The sequence below is a fragment of the Syntrophotaleaceae bacterium genome (assembly GCA_041390365.1).
Lineage (GTDB): Bacteria > Desulfobacterota > Desulfuromonadia > Desulfuromonadales > Syntrophotaleaceae > JAWKQB01.
Window position 1 is genome coordinate 47,294 of the sequence record JAWKQB010000003.1, and the last position, 23,586, is coordinate 70,879.

General features: G+C 60.2%; 15 protein-coding genes. 6 read left to right on the top strand and 9 right to left on the bottom strand.

Annotated elements, in window-relative coordinates; all coding sequences use genetic code 11:
- Nucleotides 1-208 precede the first annotated feature (208 nt).
- The gene (locus R2940_12765; GenBank protein ID MEZ4600652.1) at nt 209-2,263 is read left to right on the top strand and encodes a CHASE4 domain-containing protein; all 2,055 of its coding nucleotides are present in this window, start codon (nt 209-211) and stop codon (nt 2,261-2,263) included.
- A gap of 52 nt (nt 2,264-2,315) precedes the next feature.
- Here R2940_12765 and R2940_12770 read toward each other — a convergent pair whose 3' ends face one another.
- The 3 genes from R2940_12770 to R2940_12780 are packed head-to-tail and all read right to left on the bottom strand — an operon-like array spanning nt 2,316 to nt 5,041.
- Nucleotides 2,316-3,569, bottom strand: coding sequence for a Mur ligase family protein (locus R2940_12770; GenBank protein MEZ4600653.1), 1,254 nt, complete (start codon nt 3,567-3,569; stop codon nt 2,316-2,318).
- Between the two features lie 18 nt (nt 3,570-3,587).
- Nucleotides 3,588-4,619: a glycosyltransferase gene (locus R2940_12775; protein MEZ4600654.1), complete on the bottom strand. Its 1,032-nt coding sequence runs from the start codon at nt 4,617-4,619 to the stop codon at nt 3,588-3,590.
- A 38-nt stretch (nt 4,620-4,657) separates the two neighbouring features.
- The gene (locus R2940_12780) at nt 4,658-5,041 is read right to left on the bottom strand and encodes a YajD family HNH nuclease (GenBank protein MEZ4600655.1); all 384 of its coding nucleotides are present in this window, start codon (nt 5,039-5,041) and stop codon (nt 4,658-4,660) included.
- Nucleotides 5,042-5,412: 371 nt separating this feature from the next.
- On the opposite strand from R2940_12780, the gene R2940_12785 reads away from it, so the two are divergent.
- The 4 genes from R2940_12785 to R2940_12800 all read left to right on the top strand — a co-directional run bounded on the left by R2940_12785 (nt 5,413) and on the right by R2940_12800 (nt 16,438).
- Nucleotides 5,413-6,885, top strand: a complete 1,473-nt coding sequence (locus R2940_12785) for a YdiU family protein (protein MEZ4600656.1) — start codon at nt 5,413-5,415, stop codon at nt 6,883-6,885.
- Between the two features lie 892 nt (nt 6,886-7,777).
- On the top strand, nt 7,778-11,194 hold the full coding sequence (locus R2940_12790) for a multicopper oxidase domain-containing protein (GenBank protein MEZ4600657.1): 3,417 nt from the start codon (nt 7,778-7,780) through the stop codon (nt 11,192-11,194).
- A gap of 128 nt (nt 11,195-11,322) precedes the next feature.
- On the top strand, nt 11,323-13,182 hold the full coding sequence (locus R2940_12795) for an efflux RND transporter periplasmic adaptor subunit (protein ID MEZ4600658.1): 1,860 nt from the start codon (nt 11,323-11,325) through the stop codon (nt 13,180-13,182).
- Nucleotides 13,175-16,438, top strand: a complete 3,264-nt coding sequence (locus tag R2940_12800) for a CusA/CzcA family heavy metal efflux RND transporter (GenBank protein MEZ4600659.1) — start codon at nt 13,175-13,177, stop codon at nt 16,436-16,438. Before R2940_12795 ends, R2940_12800 begins: the two co-directional genes overlap by 8 nt.
- Nucleotides 16,439-16,463: 25 nt before the next feature.
- Here the strand turns inward: R2940_12800 and R2940_12805 are convergent, their stop codons facing one another.
- A complete protein-coding gene (locus R2940_12805; protein ID MEZ4600660.1) occupies nt 16,464-17,456 on the bottom strand; it encodes an Ldh family oxidoreductase in 993 nt (330 codons plus the stop codon).
- Nucleotides 17,457-17,639: 183 nt separating this feature from the next.
- On the opposite strand from R2940_12805, the gene R2940_12810 reads away from it, so the two are divergent.
- Nucleotides 17,640-18,089 carry a hypothetical protein gene (locus tag R2940_12810; protein MEZ4600661.1) on the top strand — a complete coding sequence of 150 codons (450 nt, stop codon included), beginning with the start codon at nt 17,640-17,642 and terminating at the stop codon, nt 18,087-18,089.
- 55 nt (nt 18,090-18,144) lie between these two features.
- Here R2940_12810 and R2940_12815 read toward each other — a convergent pair whose 3' ends face one another.
- From R2940_12815 to R2940_12835, 5 genes are all read right to left on the bottom strand, one after another.
- Nucleotides 18,145-18,966 (bottom strand): Sir2 family NAD-dependent protein deacetylase, encoded by an 822-nt coding sequence (locus R2940_12815; protein MEZ4600662.1) that lies wholly within the window; start codon nt 18,964-18,966, stop codon nt 18,145-18,147.
- Nucleotides 18,967-18,972: 6 nt separating this feature from the next.
- Nucleotides 18,973-20,487: a glycerol kinase GlpK gene (gene glpK, locus R2940_12820; GenBank protein MEZ4600663.1), complete on the bottom strand. Its 1,515-nt coding sequence runs from the start codon at nt 20,485-20,487 to the stop codon at nt 18,973-18,975.
- A 95-nt stretch (nt 20,488-20,582) separates the two neighbouring features.
- A complete protein-coding gene (locus R2940_12825) occupies nt 20,583-21,689 on the bottom strand; it encodes a hypothetical protein (protein MEZ4600664.1) in 1,107 nt (368 codons plus the stop codon).
- Nucleotides 21,686-22,849: a PatB family C-S lyase gene (locus R2940_12830; GenBank protein MEZ4600665.1), complete on the bottom strand. Its 1,164-nt coding sequence runs from the start codon at nt 22,847-22,849 to the stop codon at nt 21,686-21,688. The genes R2940_12825 and R2940_12830 overlap by 4 nt, the downstream gene beginning before the upstream one ends.
- Before the next feature lie 59 nt (nt 22,850-22,908).
- A complete protein-coding gene (locus R2940_12835; GenBank protein ID MEZ4600666.1) occupies nt 22,909-23,550 on the bottom strand; it encodes an L-fuculose-phosphate aldolase in 642 nt (213 codons plus the stop codon).
- Between the last annotated feature and the right edge of the window lie 36 nt (nt 23,551-23,586).

A 23,586-nucleotide genomic window follows, 5' to 3' on the forward strand; every position in this document is an offset into this window, starting at 1 on the left:
AGAGAGGCGGGAGCCGTTCAACGGCCGAAATCTAATTGATTACATATCGTTACAGGGCCTCGAATAGCGACTGAAAGGCTCGATTTAGCGATGTTTTTTGTCAGCGAAGGGGCTGCTATTTTTCTTCCATCCAGGTTATATTTGTAAGAAAAAGAAGCTTGGCTGACCTGACTTCTGCTCATGAGGGGAGTCGAAACTGAAAAAGCCGTTGATCATAATCGGAACCTGTTACGCGATTTTCCTGGTTGTGCTTCTGATCACGTCCTGGCCGGTTTTTATAGGAAGTTTTCTTTCTCTGGAAGACAGGGAAATTGAGCAGGATATAAAACAGGCATTGTCCACACTGGACTATACCGTCGACCAGTTGAGCATATCGGTCGGCGACTACTCGGGCTGGGATGAAAGCTATCGGTTCATCCAGGACGCCAACAGGGAATTCATCAAGACCAATCTGGACGACAAGATCTTTCCCATGCTGCGGATCGACATGCTGCTTTATGTCGACCTCAGCGGCAGGATCGTCTATGAGCAGGGGATCGACCACTTGAGCACAAGGCCGATTTCTCTGGAGAGTCTTCACCCCTACATCACGCGAGACAGCCCCCTGGTTCAGCACGACACGCCGAAAAGCGAGGTTTCCGGGATTCTGCGGCTTCCCGAAGGTCCACTTCTCATCGCTTCCCGGCCGATCCTCACCAGCCGGTTCACCGGGCCGGTCCGGGGTGCCCTGATCATGGCCCGGTTTCTCGATGCCGCGGAACTGGCCCATCTGCGCGAAATATCCCTTCTGCCCATCAGGATTTTCCCGGTTGGAGATCGCTTAATGCCGGCCGATGTCCGCGCCTTTCTGCAATCTCCAGCATCGGGCAAAAGTCTCAAGGTTTACCGGAAAAGCCCGGATCGGATTGCCGGTTATTCCATGATCGAGAATGTTTTCGGAGAGCCGGCCCTGGTTCTGGAAGTCGAGATCCCACGAAGCGCCTATCGTCAGGGAGTGATCGCCATTCGCTACTTTACCGCATGGGTTGGGGGAATAGGCCTGGCGGCAGCGGTCACAGCCTCCCTCCTGTACTTCCGGATGATCAAATACCGGCAAAAGGAGCTGGAAACCCAGGCTCTGTACAGTTCGGTGGTTCAGCAAGCCTCCGAAGGGATCGTCCTGGTCGATCCGGCAGACAAAAGAATCCTTGAAGCCAATACCGCCTTTGCCGAGATCCTTGGATATTCGAAAATCGAACTTCGCGGCATGACCCTCTATGAAATTTTTGCGGGGCCTTCTTCAGGCGTGGATAAGGATGTGGCGGGGGTGAAAATCAGCAAACAGCGGTTTCTCGGCGAAAGGACCTTTCGTCGCAAGGATGGGGGGCTTGTCCTGGTCGAACAATCAGCCAACATCATTCCCGGGGAAAAAGAGGTTTTGTGCATGGTCCTGCGCGATATCACCGAGCGGAAGAGAGTGGAGGAAATACTCAGGGAAAAAGGGGAGCAGCTCGAGGCCTTGAACAGCACGCTCGAACAGAGGGTGCAGGATGAAGTTGCCAAGAACCGGGAAAAAGACCACGTACTGATCCAGCAGAACCGTCAGGCGGCCATGGGAGAGATGGTGGACCACATCGCCCATCAATGGAAGCAGCCCCTGACCTCACTGTCGATCACAGCCCAGCTCCTGGAGGACAGTTACCGCAACCATGAACTGACGGACGAACTGGTCGAGGAAGCCACCGGGAAAATGGAGGACCTGGTGCAGCATATGTCGCAGACGATCGAGGTCTTCAGGGACTTTTACAGTCCGGACAAGCGAAAAATCGTCTTCAATATCAAGGAATCGATCGACCTGGCACTTTCCTTCATCGCTTCGGCCCTCAGGCTGGATTCGATCGAGGTCGAAATGGAGGCGGAGCCCCGGTTGATGGCCGCCGGATATCCCAAGGAATATACCCAGGTGCTCCTGAATCTCCTCTCCAACGCCAGGGATGCGCTGAAACAGACAAATCCGGAAAAACCCCGGATCAAAATCAGCGGGTTTGCAGAGGATAACCGGGTAGTCGTGCTGATTGCCGACAATGCCGGGGGAATCCCCGAAGGGATTATGGAGAGGATATTCGACCCCTATTTTTCCACCAAGGGAGAAAGCGGGGGTACAGGGGTCGGTCTCTACATGTCAAGGAACATCATCGAAAAGAATATGGGTGGAAAGCTGGAGGTCCGGATGATCGAAAAAGGAGCCGAATTCAGGATTGAAGTGCCGTGCGCTCTTTGCTGAAAAGGAATCCGGAGAAAGCTTCAGGGAAGCTCCTGTCGAATGATGTGCTGGATTACCGCTTTTCACTTTGCGAATCGGACAGATTCCCGGCGACAAGCAGTCCACTCTCCGAACAGGTCTCACAATCGATCTTTCGCTTACAGGTCTCCTTCCAGCAGCGAAAACCGTCCTTCAAACCGCAAAAGGTTCGCTCCAGATGAATATCCGAGTTGGATTTGAGCAGCACCACCTCGTTTTCAACGCAACTCTCCGCAAGAAAACGGCAGGCGGATTCCATGCTGTCGATGGTGAAAAGCCGGTTTTCCAGCTCGGGGGTAAGCATCTTCCTGACGTATGCCGATTTGTCTCCTACGAAAACAACCCGGTCCGCCACCTCCAGCGCCTGCCGGGCCATGGCCCGATATCTTCTGGAGTCCGCGCCCCCGGTATCGGAAAAGGAGCCGAAGACGATGGTTTTGCGGGGAGCGGCGACATCCTTCATCAGCGCAACCACCTTTGGAACGCTCCAGTAGGGCGCCTTGACGGTATCCTTGAGAAACCAGGACCCGCCGGGCCCCTGGTGAATCGACAGGCGGCTGGGGAAAGATTTAACCCCCTTCAGGGAAACCCCGCATTGGGCCAGGGGTATGCCGACGGCGAGGGCACCCGCAACGGCAGCCAGCAGGGACGTGGCCAACAGATCGCCGAACAGGGCGGTTTCCAGTCGAATACTTTCGCCCTGATAAGTTACCGTCATCGCAAGACCCTCCGGCCAGATCGCCCGGACGTCGCTGCCCCGCACCTCGGCCTGCTCGGAAAACCCGTAGGTCATCACTTTGGCCCGGGTGCGCTGCCCCATGGCCAGGACGTGGGGATCGTCGACGTTAAGGACCGCAACCCCGGTTTTCGGCAAAGACTCGATCAGCAACCCTTTTTCAGCGGCCGTCCCCTCCAGGGTCCTGAAACTGGTGTAATGATCCAGCCCGATGGTGGTCACGATGCCGACATGGGGCATGAGAACCGATACGATCTTCTTCATGTCGCCGGGGGAGGCAATTCCGGCCTCCTGGACCAAATATCGATAGGGAGTCCGCATCTTGCGCATGTTCTTGCGGATCGCCTTGGCCCCGTTCCGATGGACGCCCACATAGCAGGAGCCGCAGTCGCTGAGAATCTTTCCCAAAAAATGGGTGGCGCTGGTTTTGCCGCAGCTTCCGGTCACGGCCAGAATTTCAGTTTTCGCAAGATAGCCGAACCTGCGGGTTACAATCGCTCGGATTTTACGCAGAATCTGACGGGGATGGTACGGACTGTCTTTTGAAATCATTGCATCCTCACCTGCTGTTCAACTCAAAAGATGATGGCCGCCCGCAATAAAATCGGGCCGTTTTCCGCCGCTCACCTGCCGAAAAATACGATCCAGCATAACGGCTTCCCGGATCAAGGTCTGCGGCGGGTCCATCGGCCGGGACAAGCGCCGGCGCAGTTCCGGTTGCTGCAAAAGATCCAACGCCTTCCTTGTGAACTCTTCGGCGGAATCGTACAACAGACCCTGCCGACCCGTTTGGAAAGCCACGCGGTTTCCGGGGATGTTTCTGGCGAGGATCGGCACTCCGAGACAGGCGGCTTCCTGCAGGCTGTTGGAAAAACCTTCGCTGCTGGAATTGCCGAGAACCACATCGGCTGCCCGCAGTACATCGGTCATCTTATCGGGTTCAATCTCTCCGGCATAGACCGCCCAGGGACGCTCCCGCACGGCCTGCAGAAAACTTTCTGCGTAGTCCCTGTCGAGAACGGGTCCACAGAAAACCAGGCGACAATCCTGACCGGGGGCGACCCGGTCGAACATGTCCAGAAGGTCCCTGTTCCCCTTCACGGGACGGAGACCCGCGGGATGCAGAAACAGAACCGTACTCGAGGGGATGTCCAGCCGCCTCCGCAGATCGCAACGCCCCTGGCCGAAATCCACTGCCGGCGGTACATGATGCAGCTTCGGCCGCCATTCGGGAAAATCAAGGGCCAACTGCTCCCGGGTCAGGGGGTTGATGGTGATAATGGCACCAGCCTCGGCCAGGATTCGCAAAATGACCGGACTCTGCCCGGGATCGTGGAGCCCCTGGTTGACGTCGGTGCCGGTCAGGGTCACCGTCCAGGGTCTTGCGCGGGAATAGGGGCAGGCCAGCCAGGGGTAGCCGCAGCGGTAGGCGTGCAGCACATTGACGACATCCGGAGAGAAGTCCCCGATCCTGTCCGCCAGCCCTTTTTCCTCATGCAGGACAGGGACAATCAGGACGCTGTGCCCGAGGTTTTCCAGGCCCTTTGCCTGACGGCGGGCTGAAATCCAGTTCCCTGTTGCGAAGGGTTGCTCCGGTGTCAAAATCAGGATTCGCAGAACGATTCTCCGGCCAATCGGACTTACTTGGGGCCTTTGAGGCGACCTTCAAGAGCCGCGAAAGGCGAATGAACCAGGGAGGGCCGGGTCGAGGCAGCTGCGGGAGACTCCTCCCGACGATCTTCCTGCACGCCCCGCGTATGCTCATGATCGTGGCAGTAGATGCAGAGCAGTTCCCAATTGCTGCCGTCCGGGGGATTGTTGTCGTGGTTGTGATCGATATGGTGAACGGTCAGTTCCCGCAGTTTCTTGCCCTCGAATTCCCGCCCGCACCGGCCGCAGACCGGAGAGAAAAGCTTCAAGGCCTTTTCCCGGTATCCGGCCTGGCGATCCTGCTGTTCCCTGCGCATCCCGGCGACCAGGCGGTCGAGCTGTTCGGCTTTCTGTTTGTCTTTGGAATCGGCCATCGATTTGAACCTGTCATTTTTCTGAAGCTGACTGTCAAAAAAACAGCTCAATGAATCGGATTAATTTATAGCATGGGTCTTCCGGAGGGCAAGGGAAAATCCTGATTCCGGCAGGATCCGAGCGGAACAGCGTGCGTTTCCGTACGAATCAGCAGAGAGCTGAGGCTGCGAATGGATCTGCGCCGGTAATTTCGGGGAGGAAACCACCATGCCTTTTGCCTGGCAGCGGTTCCGCGTTTTCAAGTCTTCCCGGCCTTGCCCTGGACCTGTCCTCTCCTATAAACTTTAAGTCGGTATCGAAACGAAAAGGTTTTGATGCTCCTCGATTACGACCTTGCCCTTAATCCAATCACTAACAGAAGTGGATGCATATGACACGGACCGACAACGGCAAGCGCCCCGGCTGGAAGTTCGACAACAGCTATCTTCGTCTGCCCGATACCCTCTACGTGCGCCTTAAACCTGTTCCAGTGGCTTCTCCAAAGGTGGCGATCTTCAACCGCTCCCTGGCCGAAACGCTGGGCCTGGATGCGAATGTGCTGGCCGGGGAGGAAGGAGCGGGGATTTTTTCCGGGAACCGTCTTCCCGAAGGAGCCGAACCGATTGCCCAGGCCTATGCCGGACACCAGTTCGGTCATTTCACGATGCTCGGAGACGGCCGGGCCCATCTGCTGGGAGAGCATGTCACACCGGACGGGGAGCGGTTCGACATCCAGCTCAAGGGATCGGGGAGAACTCCTTTTTCCCGCAACGGCGACGGGCGAGCCGCCCTGGGGCCCATGCTGCGGGAGTACCTTATCAGCGAAGCGATGCACGGCCTCGGCATCCCCACCACCCGCAGCCTGGCGGTGGCGATCACCGGTGAGCCGGTCTACCGCGAAACCACTCTTCCGGGTGCGATCCTCACCCGGGTGGCGAGCAGCCACATCCGTGTCGGCACTTTCGAGTATCTGTTGTGGAAACAGGATCTGGAGGGGCTCCGGACCCTGGCGGAATACACCATCCGCCGCCACTATCCCGAGTTGATGCAGGCGGACAATCCCTATTTCGCCCTGCTGCAGGAGGTTCTGCAACGGCAGACATCACTGGTGGCCCGATGGCTGCTGGTCGGCTTCATCCACGGCGTGATGAACACCGACAATGTCGCTTTGAGCGGGGAAAGCATCGATTACGGTCCCTGTGCCTTCATGGACCGCTACGATCCCGCCACGGTCTTCAGTTCCATCGACCACGGCGGCCGCTACGCCTATGGGCGGCAGCCCTATATCGCCCAATGGAACCTGACTCGCTTCGCCGAGACCCTGCTGCCGTTCCTGCATGAGGAAGAAGAAAAGGCGGTGGAAATGGCCAACGGCTGCCTCAGCACCTTCCCGGATCTGTTCCGGAGATTCTGGCTGTCGGGAATGAGGGAAAAGCTGGGCCTGTTTACCGAAGAAGAGGAAGACGGACCGCTGGTCCGGGACTTCCTGGAGATCCTGCAAAAGACCGGGGCGGACTACACCAACACCTTCCGCCATCTGGCCCTGGAAACCTTGCCGGAAGCCCCTGTATTCCACGACCCGGGCTTCCTGCAGTGGCAGGAGCGGTGGCAGAACCGTCGGGCCCGGCAGAAAGAATCAACCGCAGCAGCCCGCGAGCTGATGAATGCCCACAACCCCGCGGTCATCCCCCGCAACCACCGGGTCGAGGAGGCCCTCGACGCAGCGGGACAGGGAGACTACGCTCCGCTGCGGATACTGCTCGATGTTCTGTCCCGGCCCTTCGAGGACCGGCCGGAGCACGCCGCCTTCCGCCAGCCGCCGCCCCCTTCGTCCATGCCCTACCGGACCTTTTGTGGAACATGACCGGGACAAAGCAAAACGCCCCAAATGATAACTCGGGGCGTTTTGACGATGATTCGATTCTTTGCATCTTCCCTGAGAGGAAGACTATGTCGGATCAGCTGTTTCTCCGATCCAAAAATTTGCTCTCGTTATTTAAGGTTCGAGATATGTCACGCGTTGAGCCCGGCGGATCAGAGACTGTCATACCGTCTTCCTCCTTTGGAGTAACTCTCTTTTTCTTTTGAGTTGCTCTTATTATATCCGAAAAAACCCCTGTCGGCAATCGGCCAAAAAAAATTCCCGCGCATTAGCCCCAAGCACTGCTATTAGAGAAAGAGATCAATAACCCATCGCAACTGACCGAAAAATTCACCCAAGCCTCTTAAAACCCTTCCCCAGCCATGGAGAAATTATTTTCTTTTAAGTATTAAAAAATTTCTCCGCTCCCCCTGAAACTGGCAAATTTAATGCTAGTATCTAATTAAACCGGTAATCAATATCCCCAGCAGCCAGACTGAACCCCCTCAATGGGATGGTAAAAGGTTGCCGTTTTCGATTTTAAGTATTGCACGGGAATTGGAAATCTGAGAAACTAATTAAAAGGCTAATTAACTGAAAAACAAGAGGATTTTTACTTTTTTCATTGAGCATTGGAAGATGGAGGGTGCACGGACAAGCCGTTTGAATCATTAGGAAAACGGTAATTTGTTTCAGGAGGAACAGGCTGATCCACAGAACAACCGGATTCGTTTTGATCAAAGTCCCTTCCCCCCGCGACCTTGTCCGCCCCTTCAAGAAAACCTGAACAGTGTCTTGAAAACCAATTCAATTGATATGCAATGGCGCAAATTATCCCCCTGTCTTTTTCCTGACAGGGGAAAGGCTTCAACCGGTCAACCAAGGAGGTCCAGTCATGAAATTCTCAACCCGTATCAAAATTTTTCTAGCCATAGGAACAGTCATGGCTTTATCCGCCTGTGGAGGCGGTGGCGGTGGGAGCGATGGCTCTTCCGGAGGCGGGGGCAGCACACCGACTTCGGTAACCGTACAAGGCAACCTGGCAGGACAGACCGCCCCTCTCCCCGCCCAGGTCACCCAGGCCGTGGTAGCGCCGGACGCCAACATCGCGGTTCTGATGGTGGACGAAACCGGCGGCATAGCCGCCAGCCAGATCGTCACCCTTGCGGCCGGCCAATTCTCCCTGCAGGTTCCCCTGGGACATAATTACGTCATGGTGTTCCGCGAAGGAAGCGTCACCGGCAGGACCTTGGGCATCCTGGTCCCCGATGCTTCGGGCCGGACCACCCTCTCCCTGCCAAACGGTTCGATCAACCTGAATTTTGGAGATCTCGATCTGGACAACAAAACCGGCAAGGTGCGCCCCCGTAACGCCGTGACGGTCACGTTCGCGGCCTCCGATTTTGCCGACGGCGACGGGGACGGCATTCCGGACGTCTGCGACAACTCCAATGACGAGGATCTGGACGGCGTAGTCGACAGCGACGATGCCTTCCCCTTCGATCCCGATGAGTGGGTGGATACGGACGGCGACGGCATCGGCAACAACGCCGACCCCGATGACGATAATGACGGGACGGTCGACGGCGACGACGCTTTCCCCACCGATCCTAACGAGACGACCGACACCGACGATGACGGCGTCGGCGACAATGCCGATCCCGATATTGACGGCGACGGCGTCTTCAACAACGAGGATGCCTTCCCCACCAATCCCAATGAATCTCAGGATTCGGACGGCGACGGCATCGGCAACAACACCGACCCCGATGACGATAACGACGGTATTCCTGACGCCGATGACCCCTTCCCCACCTTCCCGGGAGACCAGGACAGCGACGGTGATGGCATACCGGATCTGTCGGATCAGGCCCCCGACCGCGGAGTGTTTCTGATCCCCAGCCCCAACACTGAGTTAGGGCCTCCGATCCCGCCGAGCCCCCTTTACAGTGCCGAATCCTTTACCCAGAAGATGCTCCGCTTCGAAGAGTTCGGCACCGAGGAGTTCCCTGCAGCGCCAGCGAATAATTTCACTCCGCTTCCCCGGCCGGTCAATTTCCAGAGCGGTCCCAACCCCGCCGCCCTCGAAAACTTCCTGGCTCAGGACGGTATTGCGCCTTTCCCGACCCGGGTGTCCAACACCACCGTCACCAACCCCTGGAAAGCTGACATCGAAGCTTTCCTCGGCCGCACCCTTGTTGCTCCCCAGGTTGGGGGGGTTGCCGGACCGGCCGAAGGACGCCCCGGCGGCGAAGGTTACTCCCATCAGCGGTGGGAGCAGTTCTATCCCCAGGTCTATTTCAAGACCGCCCAGGCCGGCGCCCGGGTGAACAACGGCTTCCGGGACGAAAGGCAGCGGCACGACTATCGCCTTGGGGAATTCGGCCCGAGCGGGCTCTATCACAACACGGCCGGGGTCAGTGCCACGGCAGGAACGACGGCCGGCATCGCCATACGCCTGCACCCCAACATGCCGATTCAGGACCCCAAATCCCTCTGGACCTTCGACGGAACCCTTCCGCCGAAACTGCTCCAAGTCCGCTATGGCGAGACGATCCTGATGCGCCACTACAATGCCCTGCCGATCGATCCGGCGGCCAACAACGGCTTCGGCAGGCATACCATCTCCACCCATGAACACAACGGCCACCAGCCGGCCGAGAGCGACGGCTTTGCCAACGCCTATTTCTTCCCCGGTCAGTATTACGACTACCGCTGGCCCCTGCAGCTGGCCGGGCACGACACCATCAACATCAACGCTTCAGAGCCGCGGGCGGCCTTCCCCTGTGAACCGGGGGAATCGATCATGGTGGACGACAACAACGACGGCATCCCGACCCCGAAGTTCTGCTCCAGCGGCCGCATCCAGATCCGCGGCGACTGGCGGGAGACCATGAGTACCCACTGGTTCCACGACCATATGCTCGATTTCACCGCCCAGAACGTCTACAAGGGCAACGCCGTCATGATGAACTACTACAGCGCCATCGACCGGGGCAACGAAGCGATCGCGGACGGCGTCAACCTGCGCTTCCCCAGCGGCACGGCTCTCAACTGGGGCAACCGCGACTATGACGTCAACCTGGTCATTGCCGACAAGGCCTGGGACAGCAACGGTCAGCTCTGGTACAACATTATCCAGCGTGACGGTTTCCTGGGTGACCACATCCTGACCAACTGGCTCTACCACCCCTATTTCGACGTGCGGGCCCGCAAATACCGCTTCCGCATCCTGAACGGAGCGGTGGCCCGCTTCTTTTCCATTGCGCTGGTCCGGGAAATACAGGGTGACAGCGGCTCCATGCCGGGCCCGGCGGGCTCCGGGGTCTCCTATGAACGGGTCCCCTTCCATATGATCGCCAACGACGGCAACATCATGGAACATGCCATTCCCTTCGACGGGTCGATGCCGCTTTACCCCAACAACCCCAACGACTCCAATCCCGACAATACCCAGTATATCGGCCAGCTCCCGTCCCAGGGAATTGCCGAGCGCTACGACATCATCGTCGACTTCAGCAGGCACGGCATCCGGCCCGGCGACAAGCTCTACTTCGTCAATGTAATGGAGCACGAGGACGGAAAAGGCGTTTCGGGCAAGATCCCCCTGGCGGAGGTCCTGTCCGGCGAATACAAGGCCCAGAGGTTCAACAACACCTGGATCAATGGCGATCCGGGCGTGGGCAAGTTCATGGAACTGCGGGTCCACGCCTACTCGGGCAACGACCAGAGCATGAATCCGGCGGATTATGAACCGGGCAAGACGAAGATGGTTCCCTTGGCCATCGACCGCAACGATCCGGCTCTGGCCACCGCCCCCAGGCACAGCCTGGAGTTCGACCGGACCAACGGTGACAGCAATCATCCCTGGCAGATCAGGGTGGACGGAGGGGACCGTTTCCCGGCCGATCCCACCCGGGTGTCCCTCCTGGTGGGAGGCGCCATCGAGGTCTGGGACTTCGATACCGGCGGCGGCTGGGACCATCCCGTTCACAACCATTTCGAGGAAGGCATCATCATCACCCGGGATGGCGCAGAACCCCCCGAATGGGAGAAGTGGGCGCGCAAGGACCTCTTCCGGATCGGAACGGATACGGACAGCGGCGACCGGATGACCATCGCCTTCCGCGCCAGGGATTTCTCGGGGATCTACATGTCCCACTGCCACAATACAACCCACGAGGACAATGCCATGCTGCTGCGGTGGGATGCCCAGAATCCGAACAACCTGATCCTGATGGACACCCCGGTGCCGGACTGGGACGGCGTGGAATACATCAGATCGCGCCATATATCCGAGGATGAGAACTAGCAACCTCTTGTGAAAGGGGTGCGACTGACTGAAAGACCTGCAACCTGACCGGATGCAGGACCCGGGGAGGAAACCCCGGGTCCTGCTCCGGTTTTTTTGGATGTCACTTGAAAAAGGCGACTGCAATCATGAAGATGGCAACCATGAAGAAGTATCTCCCTTACCTGCTGCTGTCTGTGCTCCTGCTCGGGGCTTTCTGGGGAGGAGCTCTGTTCGGCACCCGGGGAGATGACCCGGAGGAACAGGCCGAGCCGGGACGACGGATTCTCTACTACGTGGATCCAATGAATCCGGCCCATACCTCCAGCGAACCGGGTCTGGCGCCCTGCGGCATGAAGATGGAGCCGGTCTATGCCGACGACGATGCCGGCGATGGCGGACTACCCGGCTCCCTGCCTCCGGGAACGGCCCGGATCACTCCCGAAAAACAGCAGTTGATAGGGGTTCGGGTGGAAAAGGCGGGGCTCTCCAATCGCCGTCATGTCATGCGGGCCCTGGGGCGGATAACGGCGGATGAAAATCTCACCTACCGCATTTCGGCAGCGGGCGACGGCTGGGTCTGGGGGGTCAGCGAGGCAACCACCGGCAGCCTGGTCAATCGGGACCAGCTGGTGGCCAAAGTGTTCTACAATCGGTACCTGAACATTCAGGAAGATTATCTTCGCGCCCTCGAGTACAACGAACGGAGAAAGGAAGCCGTCAAGGATGGCGGTGAAGAGGCGGCTGAAGAGTCATTCATAAAAACCGCCTCCTCCTTCGGCGGCCTGAACGCAGCCGGCAAGATCGTCTACAACCTGCGGGACCAGCTGGAAGTCTCCAAACTGGAGCTTTACAGCCTGGGGGTGGGGGAAACCCAAATAAAGGAGATGAACCGCCATCGCCGCATTGTCCCGGACATCGAGGTCCGGTCGCCGGTGCAGGGGTTTGTGCTCAGCCGAAACATTTCAACTCAGCAGCGCTTCCGCATGGGTGAGGAGCTGTTCCGGATCGCCGATTTGAGCCGCGTCTGGATCCTGGCCGAAGTCTTCGAAGGGCAGGCGCCCTACATCCACCCCGGGATGACCGCCAAGGTCACCCTCCCCCACCAGAACCAGGTTTTTGAAGCCAGGGTGGCCAACGTTCCGCCCCTGTTCGATCCCGGGTCACGAACCTACAAAGTCCGCCTGGAAACCGATAATCCCGAGTTCGTGCTGCGTCCCGACATGTTCGTCGATGTGGAGTTCGAGGGGGTGGCGGTCGGGGCCGTCATCGTGCCCGTGGACAGTTTGGTCGATTCCGGTCTTACGAAAACGGTTTTCGTCGAAACACGCAAGGGATATTTCGAGCCTCGGACGGTGGAGACCGGCCGGCACTTCGGCGACCGGGTCGAGATTGTCCGTGGCCTCATGCCCGGAGAACCGGTCGCTGTTTCCGGCACTTTCTTCATCGATTCGGAAAGCCGGATGAAGATGGGCTCGGCCCACGTCATCGCAAGCGCCATGCCCCCCATGGATCACGCCAACCACCAGGCGCCATCGGGCAAGGACGTGGTGAAGGACCCGGTCTGCGGAATGGATGTTTCCCCCGACGAAGCCAGGAAAAAGGGGCTGACCAGCCAGTTCGAGGGGAAGACCTACTTCTTCTGTGCCGAGCAGTGCAAACGGACATTCGACCGTGAACACGGGATCGAGGCGGACAAACCCGATGCTAAGCAGCCAGTCGTGCCCCTGCCCAAGGTCCAGTCGGCCGCTGCGGATATCGTGAAGGACCCCGTCTGCGGCATGGATGTCCAGCCGGCGATAGCGGAAGCGGCCGGGTTGAAAAGCACCCGCGACGGTAAACCCTACTATTTCTGCAACGAAAGTTGCAAAACCCGCTTCGACCAGGCTCCTGAACCATTCCTGAAGGGGCAGAAACAGCTCAAACCCCAGAACCTGGCGCAAAACCCGCCCATCCCCCCCCACGAACAATCGATGGATCATGAGCACGGGGGCCACGGGCATGATTAATCGCATCATCGACTTCTCGGTCAACAACCGGTTTATCGTCCTCTTTCTGGTGGCCGTCGCCTGCATCACCGGGTGGTGGTCGATGACCAGGGTGCCCCTGGACGCGGTGCCCGATCTGAGCGACACACAGGTCATCATCTACTCGCGCTGGAACCAGAGCCCCGACATCATCGAAGATCAGGTCACCTATCCCATCGTCACCGCCATGCTGGGCGCCCCCGGGGTCAAGACGGTGCGGGGTCTTTCCGACTTCGGCTACTCCTACGTCTACGTTATTTTTGAGGACGGCACCGATATCTACTGGGCCCGCTCCCGAACCCTGGAGTATCTGTCCGGGGTGCTCCCCAGCCTCCCGGACGGGGTCAAGACCGAACTCGGTCCCGACGCTACCGGTCTCGGCTGGGTTTTTCAGTACGCACTGGTGGACGAAAGCGGCAAGCACAGCCTGGCGGAACTCCGTTCCCTGCAGGACTGGTACCTGCGCTACCACCTCAAGTCGGTCCCCGGCGTCGCCGAAGTGGCGCCGGTCGGCGGTTTCCGCAAGCAGTACCAGGTGAATTTGGATCCCAACCGGCTGCAGGCCTACAACATCCCCATCAGCCGGGTGACCGAGGCGGTGCAGGCCGGCAACAGCGAGGTGGGCGGCCGGGTGATCGAATTTGGCGGCACCGAATACATGGTGCGGGGGCGGGGCTACGCCCGGTCGACCAGCGATTTCGAAAACATCCTGTTGAGCACGACCGAAAACGGCACTCCGATCCTGATCAAGGACGTGGGCCAGGTTGTTCACGGTCCGGACATGCGCCGGGGGGTCACCGATCTCGACGGGACCGGCGAGGTTGTCTCCGGGATCATTGTCATGCGCCAGGGACAGAACGCTCTGGAGGTCATCGACAAAGTAAAGACGAAGATCCGGGAGATCGAGCCGGGTCTGCCCGCCGGGGTGAAAGTGGTCCCCATCTACGACCGGTCCGAGTTGATTCACGATGCCATCGACACTCTTAAAAAAACTCTGACCCACGAGATCATCCTCGTGGTCGGGGTCATCCTCCTGTTTCTGTGGCATATTCCTAGCGGCATCATCCCCGCGATCACCATCCCCGCGGCAATTCTGATCTCCTTCATCCTGTTCAAGATGATGGGCGTCACCGCCAACATCATGTCCCTGGGCGGGATCGCCATCGCCATCGGCGCCATGAGCGACGCCGCCATCGTGGTGGTCGAGCAGACCCACAAGAAGCTGGAGGAATGGGAGCGGGAAGGCCGCAAGACAGATTATCGGCCGATCATCGTGGCGGCGGTCAAGGAGGTGGCCGGTCCGAGTTTCTTCGCCCTGCTGGTGATCGCGGTCTCCTTTTTTCCCGTGTTCGCCCTCGAGGATCAGGAGGGGCGTCTCTTCAAGCCTCTTGCCTATACCAAAAATTTTTCCATGATTTGTGCGGCGCTGCTGGCCATCACCCTCGATCCGGCCCTGCGTCTGACCTTCATGAACTTGAGGGACTTCCGGTTCCGGCCCCTGTGGCTGAGCCGGGGAGTCAATTCCCTTTTCGGCGGCACCATCCACTCGGAGGACAAGCACCCGATCAGCCGGATCCTCATCCGTCTTTACCAGCCGGCGGCCGAATGGGCACTGCGCCATAAAATGGCTGTCCTGTCCATCACCCTGGGCCTGATCCTCGTCACCACCCCGGTATTTCTGAAGCTCGGCACGGAATTCATGCCGCCCCTCGACGAGGGGACCATTCTCTACATGCCTTCCACCATGCCCGGCATTTCCATTGCCGAGGCGCAGAAGCTGCTGCAGGTCACCGACCGCATCATCAAGGAATTTCCGGAAGTGGACCGGGTGCTGGGCAAAGCCGGCCGGGCCGAGACCTCGACGGACCCGGCGCCGCTGTCGATGCTCGAGACGGTGATTACCCTGAAGCCGAAATCGGAGTGGCGGGCTGTGGACACCTGGTATTCCTCCTGGGCCCCGGACTGGCTCAAGTCGATCCTGCGCCGCTTCACTCCCGATCACATCTCCTCCGAGCAGCTGATCAGCGAGATGAGCGTGGCCCTGCAGCTGCCGGGTCTGGCCAATGGCTGGACCATGCCGGTCAAGGGGCGGATCGAAATGCTCACCACCGGGATGCGCACCCCCGTCGGGCTCAAGATATCGGGAGCCGACGTCGGGGTCATCGAAGAGATCGGAACCCAAATAGAAAAGGTGCTTCCGCCGGTCAGGGGAACCCGCACCGTATTCGCCGAACGGACCGGCAGCGGCCATTTCCTGGACATCAACTGGGACCGGAAACAGCTGGCCTTTTACGGATTGACGGTGGATCAGGCCCAGACCGTGGTGCAGAAAGCCATCGGCGGAGTCAACGTAACGACGACGGTGGAAGGACGGGCCCGCTATCCGGTCAATGTCCGTTATCAGAGGGACTTTCGGGACGATCTCGAGGCGCTGGGGCAGGTTCTGGTGTCGGCGCCCGGGGGCCAGAGACAGATCCCCATATCCCAGCTTGCGGACATCCGTGCGGCCAGCGGTCCGGGCATGATCCGCAACGAAAACGGCCTGCTGACCGGCTACGTCTTCGTCGACATCACGGGGCGCGATCCGAAAAGTTACATCGAGGAGGCGGACGTCCTAATCCGGGAGCAGGTCCGGGTCCCGCAGGGGTACGCGGTTTCCTGGAGCGGCCAGTATGAAGCCATGGAGCGGATCAGCGAGCGGCTGAAAATCGTCATCCCTCTGACCCTGGCCCTCATCTTCCTGCTGCTCTACATCAACACCCGATCGACGGTCAAGACCCTGATCGTGCTGCTGGCGGTGCCTTTTTCCGCCATCGGCGTCATCTGGCTGCTCTATTTCCTCGGCTACAACATGAGCATCGGGGTGTGGGTCGGCCTGATCGCCCTGCTCGGAGTCGATGCCGAAACCGGAGTCTTCATGCTGCTCTATCTCGATCTGGCCTATGAGAAGGCCAAAAAGGAAGGGCGTCTGCGCAGCCGGGAAGAGCTGCAGAGCGCCATTCTCGACGGAGCGGTCAAGCGGATCCGGCCGAAGTTCATGACCGTAGCCACCACCTTTTTCGGGCTCTTGCCGATCATGTGGGCCCTGGGCACGGGAGCCGACGTGATGAAACGGATTGCCGCACCCATGGTCGGAGGCATCTTCACCTCCTTTTTGCTGGAGCTGCTCGTATATCCGGTGATCTACGAGATCTGGAAGTGGCACTCCGAGGTGAAAAAGCAGCGTCTTGCGGGATGATGACGGGCGGTCGCTCGTCTCATCCTCAAGCCGGAAATGCCACGGCACGCAGCTCGGCCAGCAGATTGTCCTCTATGTCGATAACCCCGCCGGCAATATGCCGGCGGGTCAGCGCCGTACCCCTCTCACCCGGCACGAAGATTTCGGTCACTCCAGGCAGTTTTCGGGTTTCCTTGACCCTCTGCACCAGCCGGGTGACGTTCTCCAGGAACAGCTCGCGGTCGCCGAGCAGTCCCGGATCGATGGCGAACAGCAGATGGCCCCAGTTGCCCTTGCTGTCGCCGAGTCCGCAGAAGGCGGCGCCCACCAGGGGGCCGGCCAGGATTTCCCCGATCAGACCGAGGCTCGACCCCTTGTGGCCGCGGTCGAAGGAGCGGATCGCCCCCTTGATCGCCTGGCCGGGGGATGTGGTCGGCCGCCCTTCAGCATCCCAGGCGACGTCGGGAGGGATTTCTCTGCCGGCGGTGTCCGCTTCCACCAGACCGTAGAAGGACATGGCCGCCGTGGACATGTCGAGGACGATCGGGTCCGGTTGAGCCGGAATGCCGATCGCCAGCGGGTTGGTGCCGAAAACCGGTTCGAAGGAGCCGTGAGCGGCCACCCGCTCCGGCGAGCGCCCGAAGACGAAGCCGATCAGGCCCTGTTCCGCCATCCGGGAAACGAAATAGCCGATGGCCCCGGAAGAGGTGTTGGTATTGAAGGTGCCGGCGATAGCGAAACCGCTCTGCAACGCCTTGTCGATGACCGACTCCAGCGCCTGGTGTACCACCACCATGGCGTGGTTCTTTCCGCCGTCGATCCTCACCGAGATCGGCGTTTCCTTTACGATGACAATGTTACCGGCGGCGGGATTTTTGGGCATCCCCTTGCCGATCAGCTTGACCACTCCCTGATTGTTTCCCCGCAGCTGGGCATAGAGCAAAACCTCTCTGATGATCCGGGTTTCCTCCTCATCGTAGCCGTAATTCCGAACCGCCCGCGTGGTCAGGTCTTCCAGTTCCTGAATGGTGATTTTCATGGTTCCCTCCTTTTGAATTGCCGATTAGCAAGCGTAGGTTGAGTGCCACAAAAGGCAACGGGGAATTCTTCCTTGAGATTGCCTCCCTGTGCTTTCCCCTTGAAAAAGGCTACAAGCGATGCTATAGGTCGCAAATTGTTTTTTTCCAATCTCCTTATCACCCTAAGGACAATTATTAACACGGTGCAAAAGAAGGCACTGGCAAAACCGGTTTTTTATGCCGAGGGCCTGGGTTTTTCCCTGGTCATCATCATCCTGTGGCTGAACGAACTCTATGACCTGCCGCACTGGCTGTTCGACGCCCAACCCACCGCATTCAACTGGACGGAAAGCTTATTCGAAACCTTTCTTGTGCTGCTGCTGGCCGGTTCCATAATGCTTTTCAACGCCTTGTTGCTGAGAAAAATAGAAAGCCTCGAGGAACTGCTGCCGATCTGCGCTCACTGCAAAAGCATTCGCAGGAAGGACGGCAGTTGGCAGCAGGTGGATGATTATATCAGCGGCCGCACGACCACCGAATTCACCCATACCATTTGCCCCTCCTGTACCGCCCTTCTTTACCCCGAAACCTGCCTGCCCACGGAAGCCTGCCGTCAACCCCGTCAGCCCGATCCCCATACAAACCCTGAATAACGTGCTTGTCAATAGTTCGAGACTCGGTGACAAAAGCTCATAGAAGGAAAGTCTGCTAGCCTATCAGGGCCGCCTCTATCCTTCGCAGCCCCTCGAGGGCCCCGAAAGGCAGGGGATGATGCCCTGTAGGCACCTTTGCTTCATGGGGATTGATGCGGATCAGCTTGCCACCGCGCGCCGCCAGCCCTTCCGAAAGATGCCGGATGGTGGGGACGGCGGTACCGGCCCCCAGTTCCACGACGACCATCGGTTGCACGGCAGCGGCCAGGAAGAGATCGAAGCGGCGCTGCTGCTCCGCCGAGCGCCGGGAGAGCCAGGCGAAGTCGCCGAACATGAGGATGTTGGGCCGGGCCACGGCGCCGCAGCGGGGACAATGGGGGAAGGATATCGCCCGCATGGTCTGGTAATCGACCGGAATCTCCTCCTCGCTGGGCCAGATGAGGTCGGAGCAGGGGCGCGTGCATTGCAGATGATGGATGGAGCCGTGCACCTCGCAAATCTCCTCTTCGGCGAAACCGGCCTTCTGGAAATGGCCGTCGACGTTGGAGGTGACGACGAAGGCGCGCCAGCCGTAACGAGCGATCCAGGCGCGCAAAAGAGCAAACCCGGCGTGGGGTTCCTTACTCCGGTAGAGCTCGGTGCGATGGCCGTAGAACCCCCAGCCAAAAGCCGGATCCCGCTCGAAATGGACAGGATTGGCGGCGGCGACAAAACCGATGCCGAGGCTCCGGTACATCGGGTAGGCGTTCCAGAACCCCTGCGGTCCGCGAAAGTCGGGCAAACCCGAATCGACCCCCATGCCGGCCCCCGCAGTGATCACCACGGTTCTGGCGGCGGTCAGCGTCGCCGCAAAATCGGATAGCGCCCGCCCGGTCATAACAGACTACCCCCCCTTGTCGGCTTCGGCCCAACCCAGCGACCGGGCCACCGCCGCCCGCCAGCGGGCTTGGAGTTCTTCCCGCCGGGCCTGGGGCATCTGCGGTTCGTAGCGCCGGGCCACCTGCCACCTCTCGGCCAGTTCTTCCCGGCTATGCCAGAAACCGACCGCGAGACCGGCCAGACAGGCCGCGCCCAGAGCTGTGGTTTCGGTGATGGCGGGTACCTCCACCGGGACGCCGAGCAGATCGGCCTGAAACTGCATGAGAAAACCATTGTCCACGCCTCCCCCGTCGGCGCGCAGTTCCCGCAGAGGCAGATCCGCTTCCCGGCTCATGGCCTCAACCACGTCCCGGGTCTGGTAGGCGATGCTCTCCAGGGCCGCCCGAACCAGGTGCGCTCGGCCGGTGCCGCGGGTCAGGCCGAAGATGGCGCCCCGGGCGTAAGGGTCCCAATGGGGGGCGCCCAGCCCCGTCAGGGCCGGCACGAAAAAGACATCGTCGTTGTTGGCCAGGGAGGCGGCCAGATGTTCACTTTCGGCGGCGCTGGCGATCACCCCCAGACCGTCGCGCAGCCACTGGATGGCGGCGCCGGTGATGAAGATCGACCCTTCCAGGGCATATTCCACAGGATCCGCGCCGATCCCCCAGGCGATGGTGGTCAGAAGCCTTTGGCGGCTGACCACCGGCTGCCGGCCGATGTTCATCAGCAGGAAGGAACCGGTCCCGTAGGTGTTCTTGGCGACCCCCCGCCGAAAGCAGGCCTGTCCGAACAGTGCGGCCTGCTGGTCCCCGGCGATGCCGGAGATCGGCACGCTCTCGCCGAAAAAGACCTCCGGATCCGTCTCCCCGAAAACGCAGGAAGAAGGCATGACCTTCGGCAGCAGATGGCGCGGGATGTCCAGCCGGGCCAGGATGTCGTCATCCCAGTCCAGCCGGTGGATATCGTACAGAAGGGTGCGTGAGGCGTTGGAATAGTCGGTGACGTGGCAGCGGCCGCCAGTCAGCTTCCAGACCAGCCAGCTGTCGACGGTGCCGAAGGCGAGCTCGCCGGCGGCGGCCCGGCTGCGCAGCCCTTCTACATTCTCCAGCAGCCAGTGCACCTTGGTGGCGGAGAAATAGGGATCGATCAGCAGGCCGGTTTTCCGCTGCCAGTCCGGCTCCAGCCCCTCCTGCTTGAGCTCCTCGCACAAGCGGGCGGTGCGGCGGTCCTGCCAGACCACCGCGGGGGCCACCGGCGTCCCGCTGCGGCGATCCCACAACAGGGCGGTCTCCCGCTGGTTGGTGAGGCCTATGGCCCGCACATCCTTCGGCTCGGCCCCGGCCCGCTGCAGAGCTTCGGTCACCACCTTCAGGGTGACGGCCCAGATCTCTTCCGGGTCGTGTTCCACCCAGCCGGGCCGCGGATAGTACTGGGGAAATTCCGCCGTGGTCTTGGCCCGAACCTTTCCGGCCCGGTCGATGACCAGCACCGTCGAGCCGGTCGTTCCCTGGTCAATAGCCAGTATAATACCATCGTTCATCACTATCCCTCGGTTGGGTCAGTATTACCGCAAACTGCATCAAGGACCCAAAGGACTTCAAGGACTTCAGGGACAATTATCCTTGCTGTCCCTGCTCAGACAACCCTCACCGGCGCGTACCCGCCGCCGGGGGTGCGCAGGTTGGTGACCTGGCCCTGGTAGAGGCGGGCGCCGACTCCCAGGAGGCGGTTGCGGTAGGCGAAGAGGCGGAAATCGACCTTCATGTCCTCGCCGCCCTCGATATTGATCTGGGAAGGAGGCACCAGCTGCTGGACCAGGGTTTCGTCCGGCGGCTGCTCGTCGAAACGCTTGCGGGAGACCTTGCGTCCCACCAGCACCCCGCGGCTGCCGAAGCGGGTCACCGGCTTGAACACCAGGTCTTTGCGGTCTTCCCAGGCCTGTTCGGGATCGATATCGGCCAGCAGGCGGCTTTTCGGCACCGTTCGGACAAGCAGGTCGATGGTCCTCGATTTCATTTCCAGGGCGGCCAGGGACTCGAGATCCGACCAGAGGATCATGCGCCGCTTGTCGGCCAGCAGGCCGTAGGCAAAGGGATTGGGGGTCAGACAGACCGCTCCGGCCAAATAAGCGGCGCGGATGCCGACCATGACCTCGCTTTCGAGATAGAAATCGCAATGGCGGTTGTAGATCAGATCCACCGTCTCGCCGCGCAATTGCACACCGTCCGTATCGGCCTGCAGGTCGCCCGGTTCCACCACCGCCGTCTCTATGCCCGCCTCGGACAGCAGATTGGCGTAGGCGATCATCTCGGGATAGAGGAACTGCTCCTCCGGCTTTTCGTCGACGATGGCGACCCGGGTCAGCCGGGAACGGCGGCCCTGGCGGACCAGCTCCTCCTGGAAGGAGGCAAGAAATCCCCGCCGGAAGCGATCCCGGGTTAATCCGCCAATTCCACCGGCCCCGTTCTGGGCCTGGTAGGCCAGCAGCCCGCCGCCAGCATTGGTGTTGACCTCGATAAGGCGAGGCCCGTCCTCGGTCAGGTGGAAATCGTACCCCATCATGACCGCGTCGTGCCCCGGATCGAAACGGGCTGTTTCAGGCACCAGGGGCAGGACCCGCTCGCGGTAGGCCGGCAACCGGCCGACGGCGAATAGAGTCCGCATAACCCGCACCATCTCCCGCAGGGCGGCCTTGGGAAGAAGGACCTGGTGGGGACTGATGACCTGCTCGAAGGGACTCATCGGCTTTCCCCGACGGAAGAGGCAAGCCCGGCGACGGCACGGGCCATGCGCTCCAGCCCCCGGCGCAGCAGGGGACGCGGGCAGCCGAAATTGAGGCGCAGGAAACCGGGCATGCCGAACTCCCGCCCGTCGGAGAGGCCGACGCCGGCATCATCAAAGAAAGCCGCCGGGTCGGTCAGCTGCAGCCGGCGGGCATCGATCCAGGCCAGGTAGGTGGCCTCCACCGGCGTCATGCTCAGTCCGGGCATGGCGGCAACCGCCTCCCGCACCAGGTCGCGGTTTCCCCGCAGATATTCGATCAGGGCGGAAAGCCAGGGGCCGCCATCGCGATAGGCGGCCAGGGCGGCTGCGTAGCCGAACAGGTTGACGTAGGGGACGATCCCTGCCATGACCCGGCGGAATCTCTGCCGCAGAACGGGATCGCTGATGATAGCGAAGGAGCAGCCGAGGCCCGGCAGGTTGAAGGTCTTGCTCGGCGCCATGAGGGTGATGGTGCGTGCCGCCACCGATGGATCGAGCCCGGCCGTGGGGAGGTGACGACAGGCGGGATCGAGGATCAGATCGCAGTGAATCTCGTCGGAGCAGAGGATGAGGCCGTGGCGCTCGCAAAAGGCGGCGATCCCTTCCAACTCCTCCCGGGAAAACACCCGTCCCGTGGGGTTTTGCGGATTGCAGAGCAGAAACAGCCGGCTGCGGGGGGTGATCGCCTGCTCCAGATGGTCGAAGTCGATGACCCAGCGCCCTCCGGTCTCCACCAGCGGCACCCGCACCGTCCGCCGTGAGGAGAGCTCGGGCGCGCTCAGGAAGGGAGGATAGATCGGCACATGCGTCAAAACCTCGTCCCCTTCTTCCCCGACCGCACGGCAGGCGACATTGAGCCCGGTGACCAGCCCCGGCAGCCAGACCAGCCAGTCGGCCTCGATCCGCCAGCCGTAGAGATCGAGCAGCCGCTCCCGGATCACCTCGACCAGTTCCCCGGGGGCACCTGTGTAACCGAACACACCGTGATCGAGACGCTCCCGCAGAGCCTCCAGCACCGCCGGCGGCGAAGCGAAATCCATGTCCGCCACCCACAGGGGGATGACGTCGCGCCCGGCATACTTGTCCCATTTCAAAGAGCCGGTCCCCCGGCGATCCACCTCATGATCGAAGTTGAACAAAATTTTTCCTTTGTGATTTCGATTTCGATTTCGATTTCGATTTCGATTAAAGATTTTACCTAAAACTGCCCATAGCCCTTGAACTTTTCAATCACCCGGTCCATTTCCCCGTCGTCGAGCAGCACCGGTTCGCCGATGGAACGGGCCTGGTAGAAAATGCGCGCCACCAGTTCAATCTCCTCGGCGGCGGCAAAGGCCCGTTCGAGGGTCGGGCCCACGGTCACCAGGCCGTGATTGGCCAGCAGAACCGCGTTGTAATCGCCGATGGCGCCGACCAGGTTGTCGGCGAGTTGCCGGGTGCCGAAGGTGGCGTAGGGCGCCAGAGGCACCTTGCGGCCGGAGAAGCCGATCAGGTAATGAACCGGCGGCAGTTCCCAGCCCAGGCAGGCGATGGTGGTGGCATAGACCGAATGAGTGTGGACCACGGCGCCGATATCCCGCCGATGCCGGTAGAGGGCGAGATGGAAGTCAAGTTCACTGGAAGGATTGCGGTCCCCCTTGACGATCACGCCGGTGGTATCGACCACCACGACATCGGAAGGCTCCATATCGAAGTATTCGATGCCGCTGGGACTGATGGCGATCAGATCCTGGGACCGGTCGCAGATGCTCAGGTTTCCTCCCGAGCCGGTGGTCAACTGCGAATCGATCATCTTGCGGCCGAACCGGACAATGGCCTCGCGATGCTCCTGGAAACGCATGGTTCTCCCCCTTTTTCTAAGTAAAAGGATATTAAG

Excerpts from the sequence above, each read along its gene's own strand:
- R2940_12805 (MEZ4600660.1), bottom strand. The coding sequence starts at position 17,456 with ATGAAAATCACCATTCAGGAACTGGAAGACCTGACCACGCGGGCGGTT.
- R2940_12835 (MEZ4600666.1), bottom strand. The coding sequence starts at position 23,550 with ATGCGTTTCCAGGAGCATCGCGAGGCCATTGTCCGGTTCGGCCGCAAG.
- R2940_12785 (MEZ4600656.1), top strand. The coding sequence starts at position 5,413 with ATGACACGGACCGACAACGGCAAGCGCCCCGGCTGGAAGTTCGACAAC.
- R2940_12770 (MEZ4600653.1), bottom strand. The coding sequence starts at position 3,569 with ATGATTTCAAAAGACAGTCCGTACCATCCCCGTCAGATTCTGCGTAAA.
- glpK (MEZ4600663.1), bottom strand. The coding sequence starts at position 20,487 with ATGAACGATGGTATTATACTGGCTATTGACCAGGGAACGACCGGCTCG.
- R2940_12780 (MEZ4600655.1), bottom strand. The coding sequence starts at position 5,041 with ATGGCCGATTCCAAAGACAAACAGAAAGCCGAACAGCTCGACCGCCTG.
- R2940_12795 (MEZ4600658.1), top strand. The coding sequence starts at position 11,323 with ATGAAGATGGCAACCATGAAGAAGTATCTCCCTTACCTGCTGCTGTCT.
- R2940_12825 (MEZ4600664.1), bottom strand. The coding sequence starts at position 21,689 with ATGAGTCCCTTCGAGCAGGTCATCAGTCCCCACCAGGTCCTTCTTCCC.
- R2940_12790 (MEZ4600657.1), top strand. The coding sequence starts at position 7,778 with ATGAAATTCTCAACCCGTATCAAAATTTTTCTAGCCATAGGAACAGTC.
- R2940_12815 (MEZ4600662.1), bottom strand. The coding sequence starts at position 18,966 with ATGACCGGGCGGGCGCTATCCGATTTTGCGGCGACGCTGACCGCCGCC.
- R2940_12800 (MEZ4600659.1), top strand. The coding sequence starts at position 13,175 with ATGATTAATCGCATCATCGACTTCTCGGTCAACAACCGGTTTATCGTC.